Genomic DNA, 13,054 nt, shown 5'->3' with positions numbered 1-13,054 from the left:
ATTCGGGCATCGGGACTTTATTCGACCTTGACGATGTCGGCCTGACTGGGAAGGCTGAGCGCGGCATGCGTATGTTCTGGGGCGCGTGTATGAACGGGGGAAGAGTGGCCAGTCGGCATTCCGTGGCCGGAACTCGCGTACCCCCATCGGCTCGTCGCCCCGTACAGCGGTGCTCCAATGACGAGTTCAGCTACTGGGGGTAGCAGTACATGACGAAGAAGACGCGGCTGCGCGTAGCGCGCATTGCGGCCGGTGCGGTGATCGCGGCGGGTGCGTCGCTCACCGCGGCCGGCGCCGCCTCCGCGGCCAGCCCGGGTGAGTCCGGCGGCTCGGACGGCGGGATCATCGGCGGCATCATCGGCGGGATCATCGGCGGCGGCGACTCCGGTGGCGACACCGGCGGCGACACGGGTGGCGACACCGGCGGCATCGGCGGCGAGATCGGCGGTGACTCCGGCGGCACCGGCGGTGAGATCGGCGGTGACTCCGGCAGCACCGGCGACAGCGGCAGCACTGGCGACTCCGGCAGCACCGGCGACAGCGGCAGCACCGGTGACTCCGGCAGCACCGGTGACTCCGGCAGCACCGGTGACTCCGGCAGCACCGGCGACAGCGGCAGCACCGGTGACTCCGGCAGCACCGGTGACTCCGGCAGCACCGGCGACAGCGGCAGCACCGGCGACTCCGGCAGCACCGGCGACAGCGGCAGCACGGGTAACTCCGGCAGCACCGGAAACTCGGGCGGCACCGGAAACTCGGGCGGCAACGGGAACTCGGGCGGCAACGGGAACTCCGGTGGCAACACCACCGGCGACTCCACCGGCACCGGCACCGACAACGAGGGCTCCAAGCCGATCGAGCAGCCCGGTCAGGGCAAGGAGCAGATCGGTGACACCCCCGGCCAGGCCAAGCAGCAGGCCAAGGGAGGTGAGCTGGCGGAGACCGGTTCCTCCGGTACCACCTTCCTGCTCATCGGTGCGGCCACGATGATCGCGGGCGGTGTCGGCTTCCGTATGCTGCCCCGTCTGATCAACAAGAACGGCGGCGGCGCGGCAGCGGCCTGACGCTGACGCGGCACCACAAGGGGCCCGGGACGCAACAGCGTCCCGGGCCCCTCGGCGTTCGTGTGGCCCCGCGTCGTGGTGACCCGGGGCGGAGTCGTTGTCGGTTGCGGTGAGTGCAATCCCGATTTCCGGCGCCGCTACGCGCGTCAGACGGTCTGGTGGAGCAGCACACCGACCGCGAACAGCGCGATCATCAAAGCCACCAGCATCGCGGGGCTGAGCTGGGCGAATATACCGCCCGCCTGCTGCTGGAGCCGTTCTCTGCTCGCCCGGCACACAGGGCAGCGGCCCTCGCTCACAGGGGCCGCGCAGTTGGCGCACACCAGTCGGTCGTACGTCATGCGACCTCCTTCTCCACTGCACCAACGCACCGGACGGCGCATTGGTTCCCTCTACCACTGTGCCAGCTCCCGGGCGGAACGGCGCGCCCCGCGGGATTGTGCGCCTTTTGTCCCGTAGGTGCCGTGAATAAATGCACCAACCCTCCACGCCGACTGCACCGTCCTGCGAGGTTCGCGTATGGTCACGCACACCGACGGGCGCCGCAACTCGGCAACCGTGCCCCTATCCAGGTCGACCGTGGTGCATCTGTGATCCGATTCGACAACGTCTCCAAGACCTACCCGAAGCAGAACCGTCCCGCACTCAGGGACGTCTCGCTCGAGATCGAGCGCGGTGAGTTCGTCTTCCTGGTGGGCTCCTCGGGCTCCGGCAAGTCCACCTTCCTGCGGCTGCTGCTGCGCGAGGAGCGGGCCAGCCATGGCCATGTGCACGTGCTCGGCAAGGACCTCGGCAAGCTCTCCAACTGGAAGGTCCCGCAGATGCGGCGCCAGGTGGGGACGGTCTTCCAGGACTTCCGGCTGCTCCCCAACAAGACCGTCGGGCAGAACGTCGCCTTCGCCCTGGAGGTCATCGGCAAGCCGCGCGGCCAGATCCGCAAGACGGTCCCCGAGGTCCTCGAACTCGTCGGCCTCGGCGGCAAGGAGGACCGCATGCCGGGCGAGCTCTCCGGTGGTGAGCAGCAGCGCGTCGCCATCGCGCGGGCCTTCGTCAACCGCCCGATGCTGCTCATCGCGGACGAGCCCACCGGCAACCTCGACCCGCAGACCTCGGTCGGCATCATGAAGCTGCTGGACCGGATCAACCGGACCGGTACGACGGTGGTCATGGCCACCCACGACCAGCAGATCGTCGACCAGATGCGCAAGCGGGTCATGGAACTCGAGAAGGGCCGACTCGTCCGCGACCAGTCGCGCGGCGTGTACGGCTACCAGCACTAAGCGTGTACGGCCCCCAGCACTGAAAGGACGCCATGCGCGCCCAGTTCGTCCTGTCGGAGATCGGCGTCGGTCTCCGCCGAAACCTCACGATGACGTTCGCCGTCATCGTCTCCGTAGCCCTCTCGCTGGGCCTGTTCGGCGCCTCGCTGCTGATGCGCGACCAGGTCAGCACGATGAAGGGCTACTGGTACGACAAGGTCAACGTCTCCATCTTCTTCTGCAACAAGAACGACGCCGAAACCGGTGCCAACTGCGCCAAGGGTGCGGCCACCCAGCAGCAGAAGGACGACATCAAGACCGAGCTGAACAATCTGCCGATCGTGCAGAACGTGACCTACGAGTCCAGCGACCAGGCCTACAAGCACTACAAGGAGCAGTTCGGCGACACGCCGGTGGCCGGCCTGGTGACGCCCGACCAGCTGCCGGAGTCCTTCCGGGTCAAGCTGAAGGACCCGACGAAGTTCACGGTCATCAAGTCGGCGTTCTCCGAGCGGCCCGGTGTCCAGGAGGTGCAGGACCAACGGGACACCGTCGAGCCGCTGTTCAACCTCCTCAACGGCATGAACATCGCCGCGCTGTGCGTGATGGGGCTGATGCTCGTCGTCGCGCTGATGCTGATCGTCAACACCGTCCGGGTGTCGGCGTTCAGCAGGCGGCGGGAGACCGGGATCATGCGGCTGGTGGGGGCGTCCAGCTTCTACATCCAGATGCCGTTCATCCTGGAGGCGGCGATCGCGGGCCTGCTCGGCGCGGCCTTCGCCTGTGTGCTGATCGTCGGCGGCAAGTACATCCTGGTCAACAACTGGCTGGCGGAGAAGATCCAGGTGATCAACTTCATCGGCTGGGACTCGGTGGTGGCGGTCCTGCCGCTGGTGCTGCTGATCGGTCTGCTGATGCCCGCGCTCGCCGCGTTCTTCGCGCTGCGCAAGTACCTCAAGGTGTGAGCCGCAAGTACCTCAACGTGTGAGCTTTGCCAAGGGCGCCGTACGGTCAACTCGCCGTGCGGCGCCCCTTTGTCCCCTAGACTCACCGGCATGTCGGGCCCGTGTTCGTACGACCGGCCCCGCCGCATTCGCCGCGGGGCGGCCCTGACGTTGTTTCTCGCCGGCGTGCTCGCCACCGGTGCGGCGACCGGCACCTGGAGCGATGGGGCCGACGGCGCCGCGAGCCGTCCCGCCGCGGACCGCACGACCTTCGGGGCGCACGCACCCGACGCCGCCACCGCCGACCGCGCGGCCGTCGAGCGCGCCGCGAGCGAGGCCATCGAGGACGGGAAGTCCGGTTCCCAGGCGGCCGCCGAGGTCGTCAGCCGCAGCGGCGACCGCTGGTCGACGATCTACACACCGGGCGAGTTCGAGTCCTTTCAGGAGCAGTTGGACGGTGCGTACGTCGGCGTCGGCCTGTGGGTGCGGCAGCCCGCCGGCGGCAGGGCCGAGGTGTCCCGGGTCCAGCCCGGCGGCCCGGCCGCACGGGCCGGTGTCGAGGTGGGCGACCGGCTGCGCGCCGTCGACGGCCGGGACACCCGGGGGCGGCCGGTCACCGAGATCGTCGCCCGGCTGCGCGGGTCCGCCCCGCGCGGCACCGGCGGGTCGGCCGCCGGCACACCCGTACGGCTGGATCTGGAGCGCGGCGCCCGCCAGTGGAGCGTGACCCTGCACCGCACCCGGCTGCGGACCCAGAACGTCGTCACCGACCGGCCCGCCGGAGCGCACGGGCCGACCCGGGTCAAGATCTCCGCGTTCGCCAAGGGCACCGGTGGCGAGGTCCGCCGCGCGGTGCGCCGGGCCTCCGAGCACGGCGGTCTGCTGCTCGACCTGCGCGGCAACACCGGCGGTCTGGTCACCGAGTCCGTCGCCACCGCCTCCGCGTTCCTCGACGGCGGACTGGTCGCCACCTACGACGTACGGGGCAGCCAGCGCGCCCTGTACGCCGAGCGCGGCGGCGACACCCGCCTGCCGCTCGTCGTGCTGGTCGACGGCGGGACGATGAGCGCCGCCGAGCTGCTGGCCGGCGCGCTGCAGGACCGCGGCCGGGCGGTCGTGGTGGGTTCGCCGACCTTCGGCAAGGGCTCGGTGCAGATGCCCAGCCGGCTGGCCGACGGCTCGGTCGCCGAGCTGACCGTGGGCCACTACCGCACTCCGTCCGGCCGGGTCGTGGACGGCGCCGGCATCACCCCCGACCTCGTCGTCGGCGATCATGCCGAGAAACGGGCCCGCACAGTATTGAGTGGCCTCGGGACCGGCGCTTAGTGCGAAAATGGCGACACTATGAGCAAGCAGACCAAGGACAAGGACAAGACGCCCGGGCGCAAGCTCGTGGCGCAGCACAAGAAGGCGCGGCACGACTACCACATTCTGGACACCTATGAGTGTGGCCTGGTGCTGACCGGCACCGAGGTGAAGTCGCTGCGCCAGGGCCGGGCGTCGCTGGTGGACGGTTTCATCCAGATCGACGGCAATGAGGCCTGGCTGCACAACGTACATATCCCCGAATACGCCCAGGGCACCTGGACCAACCACGCGGCCCGGCGCAAGCGGAAGCTGCTGATGCACCGCGCCGAGATCGACAAGCTGGAGGCCAAGAGCCAGGAGTCGGGGCACACGATCGTGCCGCTGGCCCTGTACTTCAAGGACGGCCGGGCCAAGGTCGAGATCGCGCTGGCCAAGGGCAAGAAGGAGTACGACAAGCGGCAGACGCTCCGTGAGCAGCAGGACCGCCGCGAGGCGGATCGCGCGGTGTCGGCGGCTCGGCGCCGGCAGCGGGACTGAGGTGCGCGGGCCGGTCGGCCCGGCCGTCCGGCCGCGGGGAAATACGCTGGCGACCTCGCGCGTTGTTCACGTACGATGGCTCCGCACCCCACGAGGGGCGCAGGCATCACCTTGATGCAGTTTGTTAATTCAACATGGGGATGATCGGTTTCGACAGCGGATGTCGAAGCAGGGGAAGCGAGTCGAGGAAGCGGCAATGATCTCGTAAACCATATGCCGAAACCAATAATCGCCAACACCAAGCGCGATTCCTTCGCCCTCGCTGCCTAAGTAGCGACTTGCGAAGTGTCAGCCCGGGGATGTTCCCGACCCGGATCCTGGCATCAGCTAGGGAACTAAACTTCTAGACCCGGTCACGGGGTGTAGAAGGAAATCAAACAGTGACTGAGCCCGTCGGAGACTTGTCCGTGTGATCTCCGGGGCTGAGAAAATCGCAGCGGACTGCACTCGGAGAAGCCCTGGTTCTGCACCGTTGGACGCGGGTTCGATTCCCGCCATCTCCACAATTCCCATGTGACGGCCCAGGCCTCGTTCGTCCGACAGGACGAGCGGGGCCTGGGCCGTTTTGCGTGCGCTCTCCGCCCGCACCCCGACGCCCGGTGGTGTTTGACTGATCCATGACCAAGAAGCTGGCCAAGGGCGTCCTGGGCGTCGATCCCGGCGGTGCGGTGACGGGTGCCGCGCAGGAGGGCGCCCCGGCGCTCGCGGAGGAGGCCGTGGAGTACCGGACGCGCCCGGATCCGAAGAGTTTCGACGCGCGCATGGATCGGTCTCCGGAGCAGGCGAAGAGGTCGGTGCGGGAGGCCTTCGGGTGACATTCGCCGACGAGCTGTGGTCGGGGCTCACGTCCGCGCTGGTGCCCACGGACCGGCATGCGCTGGCCCGCGCGGCCAAGGAGCGGGCGGCTGCCGTGCTGCCGCCCGGGGAGCGGGTGGTCGCCGGCCATCCGGTCGAGGCGGGCGAACGGCTCCCCGAGCCGCCGCGGCGGTTCCGGCGGGAGGCGTTCTCGGCGCAGCGCACCACCGGTGACCGGCTCGTCGACGGTATGGGCCGGGCCGAAGGGGCGCTGCACCGCCTGAATCCGGTCAATGCCGTGGTGGACGGCCGGGACGACCGCCACCACCGCGAGGGTCCGCAGCTGTCGGGTGGCTGGGAGAGTCTGGGTGGGCAGCTGGCGGCCGTGCTGCGGCCTCGCGCCTCGTTCCGTTATCTGTCGGTGCTGCTGGTGACCGACCACCGTCTCCATGTGGTGCGGGTGCGGCTGGCCGCCGACAGGCGGGAGCCGAGGGCCGGTGCGGACGCGGTGGAGTACGCGTGGCGGGTGGAGCGGCGGCAGGTCTCCTGGCTGCGCAACCGTACCGACGTGCGGCACGGCACGCACGAGGTCGGCTTCGTGGACGGCTCCTGGATGACGTTCGCGTTCACGGTCGGGGGGTACGGCCCGGTCGTGGAGACCTTCCCGCGGCGGCTGCGGCACACCGACCCGATCAGCGGCGGTGGCGCGTGAGCAGGGCCGCGGCCAGGGCGAGCGCGGCCGCAGCGGCGGGTACGAGGTAGCCGGACCCGGGGCCCGCCAGGTGCTCCACGGCCCAGCCGCCGGCCGCCGAGCCGGCCGCGATGCCGCCCAGCAGGGCCGTCACGGCGAGCGTGAGCCCCTCGTTCAGCCGGCTATCGGGGGTGCGGGACTGGACCAGCCCCATACCGGTGACCATGGTCGGCGCGGTGGCCATACCGGCCGCCAGGAGGGCGGCCGCCAGCACCGCCGGGCTCCCGGTCGCAGCGGCGAGCGCGGGCAGCAGCATCAGGGCGGCCATCGCGCCGACGCACAGCGCGAAGCGGTGCGTGGCGCGGGCCGCCGGGCGCAGCAGGCCGTAGAGCAGTCCGGCGGCGCCGGATCCGGCCGCCTGGAGGGCCAGCAGGCCGCCCGCGGCGGAGCGGACGCCGTGGTCGTCGGCGTAGGCGACGGTGACGACCTCCAGTGAGCCGAAGATCGCGCCGGTGCACAGGAAGGTGAGCAGCAGCGGCGCAAGGCCCGACCGGCGCAGGGACGGGGGCCGGGGAGCCCGGTCGCCGGCCGGGGTGCCGCCCACCGCCCGCGCGGCCACCGGTGGTTCGGTGCGGCGCTGGGCCGCGAAGAGCAGCACGCCGGTCAGCAGCAGCGCCGCGGCCACCGCCGTGCCGGCCTCCGGGAAGAGCGCGGTGCACAGCAGTGTCGCCAGCACCGGCCCGAGCATGAAGCACAGCTCGTCGGCGGCCTGCTCGAAGGAGTTGGCGGTGTGCCGGGCGGCCGGGTCGTCGCGGAAGAGGTGCGCCCAGCGGGCGCGGGACATCCCGCCGGTGTTGGGGGTGGTGGCGGTGGCGGCGTACGAGGCGAACAGGGTCCAGTCGGGCGCGCCGTGCCGTACGCACAGCAGCAGCGAGAGCGAGCCGAGGACGGCGAGCGCGGTGGCCGGGACGGCGATCCGGGCCTGGCCGTGGCGGTCGACGAGTCGGGCGGTCCACGGCCCGACGAGCGCCGTCGCCGCCAGCCCGGTCGCGGTGACCGCACCGGCCAGCGCGTAGGAGCCGCGTGCGCCGGCGATCATCAGCACCGCGCTGACGCTGAGCATCCCCATCGGCAGACGGGCCGTCAGGTTGGCGGCGGTGAAGGCGCGGGTGCCCGGGACGGCGAAGATCCGGCGGTAGGGGGCGAGCAGGCCGGGCCGGCCGCGGCGGCGCGGGGCCGGGCGTACCGGCGGTCGGGGGCCTGCCGCGCCGGGGGGTCCCCCGGCGCATGGGGGTCCCCCCGCGCGAGCGTGGCCGAGCCTGGGGGAGTGGCCGAGCGTGGGGGAGGGGCCGGGCGCGGGGGAGACCACCGGTCGGGCGGCGAGGAAGAGGATCATGCCTCTACGGTCGTGGCGGACCCCGATGCCGGTCCAACACCTGATCGGCGCCCATTGACGCGCCTGCGTTGTCAATCGGGGCGAGGGGTGCGGCGGGTGCGGGCACTGCCAGGATGTCCGGATGCCGTCCGCCATCGATCCGCGTCTGCTCCGGGCGTTCGTCGCCGTCGCCGAGGAGCTGCACTTCACCCGCGCCGCGGGGCGGCTCTACGTCGCCCAGCAGGCGCTCAGCCGCGATATCCGGCGCCTGGAGCGGGAGTTGGGCGCGACGCTGTTCGTGCGCACCACCCGCCAGGTGGCGCTGACCGTGGACGGCGAGCGGCTGCTGCCGTACGCGCGGCGGGTGCTGACCGCGCACGAGGAGCTGGCGGCGGCCTTCGGCCCGGCTCCCGAGCGGCCGCTGCTGGTCGACGTCGGGGTCCCGATCGGCACCGCCCACCGGGTGCTGGAGGAGGCCAGGGGCCGGGTCCCGGACAGCTGCGAGCTGGTCGCCCGCTTCCACAGCGGGCTGACGGGCGCGGCGGCGGAGCTCGCGGACGGGCGGCTCGATGTCTCCTTCGGGCGGTACGCGGGCCTGCCGCCGGCCGTCCGGGCCGGCCTCGAACACCAGCCGGTGCGGCTGGAGCCGATGGCGGTGCTGCTGCGCGCGGACCATCCGCTGGCCGGTGCCTGTGCGGTCCGGCTCGCGGAGTTGGCCGGCGAGACGCTGTACGCGGCGGCCGGGAACCCGCAGACGGCGGAGTGGACGGAGCTGGCGGCGCGGCTCTTCGCCGGGCGCGGGATCGCGATGGCCGAGCCGTTCCCGGAGATCGAGGGTTCGCAGGAGTTCGTGCGGGTGGTGCGCAAGCGCGGGTGGTCGGTGCTGGCGAGTGTGGAGTTCATCGACGTGCCGGGGATGGTGCTGCGGCCGCTCGTCGACCCCGTACCGCTGTCACCGGTGTCGATGGTGTGGCGGCGGGGGCTGCGGCACCCCGGGCTGGGCGCGCTGCGGGCGGTGGCCGGGGAACTCGCCCGGCGGGGCGGGTGGTTGTCCGTCCCCTCCGGCGGATGGCTGCCGCCGGAGGACGCCCGGGTGATGGGGGTGGCCGGGGCGGTCAGCTCCGGGCCGCGGGACGCGGAGGCCGCGCCGGGACGCTGAGGGCCGGGCGCGCTACCTCGGGTGCGGGCGGGGGGACGGGGGCCTGCGCGCGGAGCCAGTACTCGGTGGCGAGCGTGGGGTCCAGGGCGTGCGGGGGCGGCTGGCGGGAGGTCAGGTGCTGCCGCAGCACGCCGGGCCGGATCAGACCGCGCCCCGCCAGCAGCGAGTCGTCGCACAGGGCGGCCAGGGCGCCCCGGTGGGTGCGCAGCCCCGCCCGGACCTCGGCGTCCTGCATGGCCGCGGTGCCGGGGGAGAGCGCCGCGCCGGGGACGACGCCGCGCAGGGCGCGGGTCAGCAGTGGTGCGTGGACGCCGGCCCGGGCGCGGTCGGCGAGCCGCAGGGTGAGCGCCGCCTCGATGACGGCGTCGTCCAGGAACGGCGCCTCGTAGCCGATGCCGTGGGCCAAGGCCAGGGCGCCGATGCCGCGGACGGTCTCCCCGGCGCGGACGGCGGCGCGGACGGTCTCGTGCTGGGAGCGCAGCGGCGCGAACGGCTCGGGGGCCTCGGCCGCGGCCTCGCGCAGCAGCCGGCGGACGGTGGCGACGGCGTCCGGGTGCGTCCAGGGCGGCAGGGCCGCCCGGATCTCCCAGTCGGCGCCGGTGGTCCGGGGGCCGGTGGCGGCCACCCGCGGTGCGCCGCCGGCCAGCCACCGCGGGTAGGAGCGGCCGCCCAGCAGGGTGCGCAGGGTGTCGCGGGCCTTCCAGTGGCACAGGTGGTGGGCCGTCCAGGCGCGCCGGGCCGCGGTGCGCGGGTCGCTGCGGGCCAGGGAGTTCAGGGCCGCCGGGCGGTGGGCGAAGAGCGCGTCGCCGCCGATGCCGGCCAGGTGCAGCCGGGAGCCGCGCGCGGCGAGCAGGCGGGCGAGGTGGGCGAGGCGGACGGCCTCGCGGAAGGCGGCGAGCGGGGCGGCCGGGTCGGCGGGGGTGGTGTGGTCGGGGTCGTCGGGCGGGGTGTACCAGGTGGGGGCGCCGGCGTACGGCACGGCGAGGTGTTCGCCGTCGCAGGGGCAGGACCGCCGGCAGCCGTCCCGCCCGGTCGGCTGGGTGCGCTGGTGCGGCACGGCGCCGGGGCGGGCCGCGGCGCGGGCGCCGCCCGCCGGGTCGGCGCCGCCGCGGTGGCACCGCCCCCAGGACGCGGTGAGCAGGGGGACGTCCTCCCGGGCGGCGAGGAAGCACAGGCCGGCGGAGTCGGTGGTGCCCAGGAGGTCGGCGCTGAGCGTGCCGCGGCTCCCGGCCGTGTCGTGGGCGGCCCGCGTCACGCGGTGGGCGCGGGCGGCGACCGCTTCGGTCAGGGCCCGGCGCACGGTCTGCGCGGCCTGCTCCAGCGGGGCGTCCGGCTCCGGCGGCTGCCACCAACGGGCCACGCTGTGGCGCCCGTTGGCGTACAGGGTGAGGTGATGGCCCGGGGGGACGGCGCGTACCGAGCGCCACATCGGTCGCAGGGAGAGGGGGAGCGGCGCGAAGGGGAACAGCAGGCGCAGCGCCAGCGACTCCTCGTCGATCAGGCCGGCACCGGGGGCGCCGGACGGCAGTCGCGCGCCGACCGCGGCGCGGGCCAGCGCGGCCAGGTCCTGGGGCCGGTTGCCGGCGACGGTGACGCCGCCGATCCGGGCGTGGTGGATCTGGTGGACGGTGGCGAGGTCGCCCCGGCAGCGCAGATCGCCCTCGGCGGCGGTCAGCAGGACGTAACTGCCCGGGATGCGGCGGGCGCGCTGCCCGACGCCGTCGAGGTGGCCGGGGCCGGGCAGCAGCCGGGCCAGTGCGCCGGGGTCCGCCGAGGCGGTGCCCAGCAGCACCGCGCGGCGCGGTCCCGCCTCGGCCGTCAGCGCCTCGTCGGCGCTCCAGTGACCGACGATCCAGGGGCGCCCCGAGGGGTGGTGGAGGACGTGCGCGGGCGGGCCGGCCGGCAGGAGGCGGCACAGCGCGTCGCCGGCGGGGTGATCGGGGAAGACGAGGAAATCCACGGTGGGGGAGCACTCCACTTGGTGCGCGGTGTACGGAGCCCAAGTGCCGCACACCGGCGGGCGGGACCCGTACCGACGGCATGAAACGGCGCATGGGACCAAAATCCTGACAGTGTCCACGTCAATTGCCATTGCCCCGAACGAGTGGTGAAAGGGAGCATGCGAGGCATTTCGGGGCGCCTGCCGCCGACGCGTACGCCGTGGTGTCCGCCGTCGCTCACGTACCGTCCCCGCTCCCGGTGAGCGCAAGGTTTCCCGGCGGTCACCTCCCCGCCACGACACCGGAAACCGGCCGTCCCTACCTTCGGGGCAGATGACCCGACTCCCTGGGAGGCGCGATGACGGCCGAGGCCGCGGGCACCCGTAGCGACAGTTCTGACCACGGCGGTAACGAGGCACGCACGCGGCGCGGCGGGCGGTGGATCGAGCACTGGGAGCCGGAGGACGAGGGGTTCTGGCGGGATACCGGCGAGCGCGTCGCCCGGCGGAACCTGGTGTTCTCCGTGCTCTCCGAGCACATCGGGTTCTCCATCTGGAGCATGTGGTCGGTGATGGTGCTGTTCATGGGCCCGCAGTACGGCATCGATCCGGCCGGGAAGTTCTTCCTGGTGGCGATGCCGACGCTGGTGGGCGCGGTGCTGCGGGTGCCCTACACCTTCGCGGTGGCGCTGTTCGGGGGGCGCAACTGGACGGTGATCAGCGCGGCGATGCTGCTGGTGCCGACCGCGGCGGCCGCGGCGGTGATGGAGCCGGGCACCTCGTACACCACGTTCATGCTGGTCGCCCTGCTGGCGGGGGTCGGCGGCGGGAACTTCGCCTCGTCGATGACGAACATCAACTCCTTCTTCCCGCTGCGCAAGAAGGGCTTCGCGCTGGGCCTGAACGCCGGCGGCGGCAACATCGGGGTGCCGGTGATCCAGCTGCTGGGGCTGCTGGTGATCGGGACCGCCGGGGCCGGGCACCCGCGGGTCGTGCTGGCCGTCTACGTGCCGCTGATCGTGCTCGCGGCGGCGCTCTCGGCGCGGTTCATGGACAACCTCGCCCCGGTGACGAACGACACCGGAGCGGCCCGCGACGCCGTCAAGGAGCCGCACACCTGGGTGATGTCGCTGCTGTACATCGGCACGTTCGGGTCGTTCATCGGCTACAGCTTCGCCTTCGGCCTGGTGCTGCAGATCCAGTTCGCCCGCACGCCCCTGCAGGCGGCGTCGCTGACGTTCATCGGGCCGCTGCTGGGGTCGCTGATCCGGCCGGTCGGCGGGCGGCTCGCGGACCGGTTCGGCGGCGCCCGGATCACGCTGGGGAACTTCGCGGCGATGGGGCTGGCCACCGGCGTGGTGATCTACGCCTCGGCGGCGCGGTCGCTGCCGGTGTTCCTCGTCGGGTTCATCGCGCTGTTCGTGCTGTCGGGGCTCGGCAACGGCTCCACGTACAAGATGATCCCGGGGATCTTCCAGGGCCAGGCGCTGCGGCGGGGACTGGTGGGCGAGGCGGCCGAGGCCCACGGGCGGCGGCTGTCGGGCGCGGCGATGGGGCTGATCGGGGCGGTCGGCGCGCTGGGCGGACTGGGCATCAACCTCGCCTTCCGCCAGTCGTTCGCGGCGACCGGCTCGGGCACGCCCGCGTTCGTGTCGTTCCTGGCCTGCTACGTGGTGTGCGCCGCGGTGACCTGGGCGGTCTACCTGCGCCCCGCCGCCCGCGCGCGGCGTACGGCGCCGGCGGCGACGGTGGCGGCCGCCGACGGGGAGCGCCGCCCGGTCTACGCGGAGGTCTGAGCCGGCCGGCGCGGCACGGCGGTCGTATCCAGGCCGCCGTGCCGCGCCGTTCGCCGGGCCTTGTCCGCGGCGGCCGGAGCGGCCGGCCGCGCGCGGTGCCGTAACCGCGGGGAAATACTGGAGGACCGAGCCTGTCACGTGCCGTTGGCAGCCTTGGCATCTTGGCACCCCGTGCCGCCCGAGCCGC

12 protein-coding genes and 1 other RNA gene are annotated in these 13,054 nt (G+C 73.0%); 10 read left to right on the top strand and 3 right to left on the bottom strand.

What is annotated here, in order from left to right; all coding sequences use genetic code 11:
• Positions 1-209 precede the first annotated feature (209 nt).
• Positions 210-1,064 (top strand): hypothetical protein, encoded by an 855-nt coding sequence (locus WAB15_RS16500; protein ID WP_407286721.1) that lies wholly within the window; start codon positions 210-212, stop codon positions 1,062-1,064.
• Between the two features lie 146 nt (positions 1,065-1,210).
• Here WAB15_RS16500 and WAB15_RS16495 read toward each other — a convergent pair whose 3' ends face one another.
• Positions 1,211-1,405, bottom strand: coding sequence for a hypothetical protein (locus WAB15_RS16495; protein ID WP_407286720.1), 195 nt, complete (start codon positions 1,403-1,405; stop codon positions 1,211-1,213).
• Between the two features lie 249 nt (positions 1,406-1,654).
• Here WAB15_RS16495 and ftsE point away from each other — a divergent pair, with 249 nt between their 5' ends.
• The 7 genes from ftsE (at position 1,655) to WAB15_RS16460 (ending at position 6,619) form a co-directional block, all read left to right on the top strand.
• The gene (gene ftsE, locus WAB15_RS16490; protein WP_393499307.1) at positions 1,655-2,344 is read left to right on the top strand and encodes a cell division ATP-binding protein FtsE; all 690 of its coding nucleotides are present in this window, start codon (positions 1,655-1,657) and stop codon (positions 2,342-2,344) included.
• Between the two features lie 32 nt (positions 2,345-2,376).
• The gene (gene ftsX, locus WAB15_RS16485) at positions 2,377-3,288 is read left to right on the top strand and encodes a permease-like cell division protein FtsX (RefSeq protein ID WP_399146983.1); all 912 of its coding nucleotides are present in this window, start codon (positions 2,377-2,379) and stop codon (positions 3,286-3,288) included.
• Between the two features lie 90 nt (positions 3,289-3,378).
• Positions 3,379-4,593: a S41 family peptidase gene (locus WAB15_RS16480; protein WP_399146982.1), complete on the top strand. Its 1,215-nt coding sequence runs from the start codon at positions 3,379-3,381 to the stop codon at positions 4,591-4,593.
• An 18-nt stretch (positions 4,594-4,611) separates the two neighbouring features.
• Positions 4,612-5,112: an SsrA-binding protein SmpB gene (smpB, locus tag WAB15_RS16475; RefSeq protein ID WP_399146981.1), complete on the top strand. Its 501-nt coding sequence runs from the start codon at positions 4,612-4,614 to the stop codon at positions 5,110-5,112.
• A 136-nt stretch (positions 5,113-5,248) separates the two neighbouring features.
• Positions 5,249-5,618: a transfer-messenger RNA gene (ssrA, locus tag WAB15_RS16470) on the top strand.
• Between the two features lie 111 nt (positions 5,619-5,729).
• The gene (locus WAB15_RS16465) at positions 5,730-5,927 is read left to right on the top strand and encodes a hypothetical protein (protein WP_407286719.1); all 198 of its coding nucleotides are present in this window, start codon (positions 5,730-5,732) and stop codon (positions 5,925-5,927) included.
• Positions 5,924-6,619, top strand: a complete 696-nt coding sequence (locus WAB15_RS16460) for a hypothetical protein (protein WP_407286718.1) — start codon at positions 5,924-5,926, stop codon at positions 6,617-6,619. The genes WAB15_RS16465 and WAB15_RS16460 overlap by 4 nt, the downstream gene beginning before the upstream one ends.
• Here WAB15_RS16460 and WAB15_RS16455 read toward each other — a convergent pair.
• Positions 6,600-7,994, bottom strand: a complete 1,395-nt coding sequence (locus WAB15_RS16455) for an MFS transporter (RefSeq protein ID WP_407286717.1) — start codon at positions 7,992-7,994, stop codon at positions 6,600-6,602. The two genes, WAB15_RS16460 and WAB15_RS16455, sit on opposite strands and share 20 nt — an antisense overlap.
• Before the next feature lie 121 nt (positions 7,995-8,115).
• On the opposite strand from WAB15_RS16455, the gene WAB15_RS16450 reads away from it, so the two are divergent.
• Positions 8,116-9,132 (top strand): LysR family transcriptional regulator, encoded by a 1,017-nt coding sequence (locus tag WAB15_RS16450; protein WP_399146977.1) that lies wholly within the window; start codon positions 8,116-8,118, stop codon positions 9,130-9,132.
• On the opposite strand, the gene WAB15_RS16445 is transcribed toward WAB15_RS16450, so the two are convergent.
• Entirely contained in the window at positions 9,089-11,092 is a 2,004-nt protein-coding gene (locus WAB15_RS16445) for an asparagine synthase-related protein (RefSeq protein ID WP_407286716.1), read from the bottom strand. The genes WAB15_RS16450 and WAB15_RS16445 overlap by 44 nt on opposite strands.
• A 338-nt stretch (positions 11,093-11,430) precedes the next feature.
• On the opposite strand from WAB15_RS16445, the gene WAB15_RS16440 reads away from it, so the two are divergent.
• Entirely contained in the window at positions 11,431-12,867 is a 1,437-nt protein-coding gene (locus WAB15_RS16440; RefSeq protein ID WP_399146975.1) for a nitrate/nitrite transporter, read from the top strand.
• The last annotated feature ends 187 nt before the right edge of the window (positions 12,868-13,054 follow it).

This window comes from Streptomyces sirii (genome assembly GCF_045690365.1).
Lineage (GTDB): Bacteria > Actinomycetota > Actinomycetes > Streptomycetales > Streptomycetaceae > Streptomyces > Streptomyces sirii.
Note: the sequence above shows the minus strand (reverse complement) of the source record. Positions and strands in the feature narration are given on the sequence as shown.

Bases quoted from the DNA above. Each gene is read 5' to 3' on its own strand.
- WAB15_RS16500 (WP_407286721.1), top strand. From the start codon at position 210: ATGACGAAGAAGACGCGGCTGCGCGTAGCGCGCATTGCGGCCGGTGCG.
- WAB15_RS16495 (WP_407286720.1), bottom strand. From the start codon at position 1,405: ATGACGTACGACCGACTGGTGTGCGCCAACTGCGCGGCCCCTGTGAGC.
- ftsX (WP_399146983.1), top strand. From the start codon at position 2,377: ATGCGCGCCCAGTTCGTCCTGTCGGAGATCGGCGTCGGTCTCCGCCGA.
- WAB15_RS16480 (WP_399146982.1), top strand. From the start codon at position 3,379: ATGTCGGGCCCGTGTTCGTACGACCGGCCCCGCCGCATTCGCCGCGGG.
- smpB (WP_399146981.1), top strand. From the start codon at position 4,612: ATGAGCAAGCAGACCAAGGACAAGGACAAGACGCCCGGGCGCAAGCTC.
- WAB15_RS16465 (WP_407286719.1), top strand. From the start codon at position 5,730: ATGACCAAGAAGCTGGCCAAGGGCGTCCTGGGCGTCGATCCCGGCGGT.
- WAB15_RS16455 (WP_407286717.1), bottom strand. From the start codon at position 7,994: ATGATCCTCTTCCTCGCCGCCCGACCGGTGGTCTCCCCCGCGCCCGGC.
- WAB15_RS16450 (WP_399146977.1), top strand. From the start codon at position 8,116: ATGCCGTCCGCCATCGATCCGCGTCTGCTCCGGGCGTTCGTCGCCGTC.
- WAB15_RS16440 (WP_399146975.1), top strand. From the start codon at position 11,431: ATGACGGCCGAGGCCGCGGGCACCCGTAGCGACAGTTCTGACCACGGC.